This is a genomic window from Mesorhizobium sp. B1-1-5 (genome assembly GCF_006443065.1).
GTDB lineage: Bacteria > Pseudomonadota > Alphaproteobacteria > Rhizobiales > Rhizobiaceae > Mesorhizobium.
The window spans coordinates 1-1,249 of the sequence record NZ_VFWS01000478.1 but is presented as its reverse complement, the minus strand read 5'-3'; the positions used below and the strand labels follow the sequence as shown (position 1 = coordinate 1,249).

Sequence of the window (1,249 nt, the reverse complement as noted above, 5' to 3'; positions counted from 1 at the left end):
ATCACCTGGACTCTGGAGATTGCGAGGCCGAACAGCAGCGAGGCGAGGCAGACCCCCGCAAGAGCAACGGTGTTTCGGTCGATTGGAAACGTCATGTCGGTCACTTTCAGTCGGAGCATTCGGAAGTGGCTGCGAGCGTCGCTCTTCACACAGCGGTCGACATGACTTAAATGGCCTCCGATCATGAAAAAAGACTATGCATTTCTATTTCAGAAATGACAAAATGGAATGATTAGAGATGCCCAGTCTTGACGTCGATGCCGTGCGGACCTTCGTCATGGTGGCCGACCTGCAGAGCTTCACGCGTGCGGCTGCCGCGCTGGGCAGCACCCAGGCGACGATCAGCGTTAAGCTGCGTCGGCTGGAAGAGAAGCTCGGCGCGCGTCTGATCGAACGAACGCCGCGCCGCGTGGCCCTCTCGGCAAGGGGAGCGGCTTTTCTCCCGGCGGCGCGTGAATTCCTTGCCGCCCACGAACGAGCCGTTACGGAATTTTCCGACGCGCCGTGTCGGCTTGCTCTCGGCTTTGTCGATCACGTCGCCGGGCCTGAGCTGTCCATATTTATAGCCCAGTTGCATGCCCATGATCCGTCGCTCGCGCTCAACATCAGGATCGATACGAGCTCCATGCTGGAGGAGGCTTTCGATCGCGGTGAGCTCGATGCGGTGATTGTCCATCAGGAAGACGACAGCCGCCGCGGCGAAGCCTTGTCGCGCACTCAATATGGCTGGTTCGCCGACCCCGAAGTGCGCGGCAAGGGGATTGGCGCTGCGCTGATCGAAGCCGTGAAGCAGGAAGCCGGCAAGATCGGCGTCAGGAATGTCTACTGGATGACGCACGAAACCAACGCCACGGCGCGCAAGCTCTATGACCATGTCGCGCGCCGCACCGGCTTCATCGAGTACGACCTCTTATAGACAGAAAATGTTCATCCCCTTCTTCCTCGAACTGAAGGCTGCACGCGTTCCCGTCTCTTTGCGGGAATACCTGTTGCTGCTGGAGGGGTTGGAAGCCGGGCTGGTCGACTATGACGTCGAAGGTTTTTACTACCTCGCTCGCGCCGCGCTGGTGAAGGACGAGTGCCATATCGACCGCTTCGACCAGGTGTTCGCGCATGTCTTCAAGGGTGTGGAGGCGCTCAGCGGTCCGAATGCCGTCAACGTCGCTGATATCCCCGAGGAATGGCTGCGCCGGCTGGCCGAAAAGCACCTGACCGAGGAAGAGAAAAAGCTGGTCGCGGCGCTCGGCGG

1 protein-coding gene and 1 pseudogene are annotated in these 1,249 nt (G+C 59.9%); both read left to right on the top strand.

Annotated elements, in window-relative coordinates:
- The first annotated feature begins 238 nt into the window (after nucleotides 1–238).
- Entirely contained in the window at nucleotides 239–916 is a 678-nt protein-coding gene (locus FJ980_RS32535) for a GNAT family N-acetyltransferase (RefSeq protein WP_140547551.1), read from the top strand.
- Nucleotides 917–923: 7 nt separating this feature from the next.
- Nucleotides 924–1,249, top strand: a pseudogene (locus FJ980_RS32530) (VWA domain-containing protein); the annotation flags it as partial.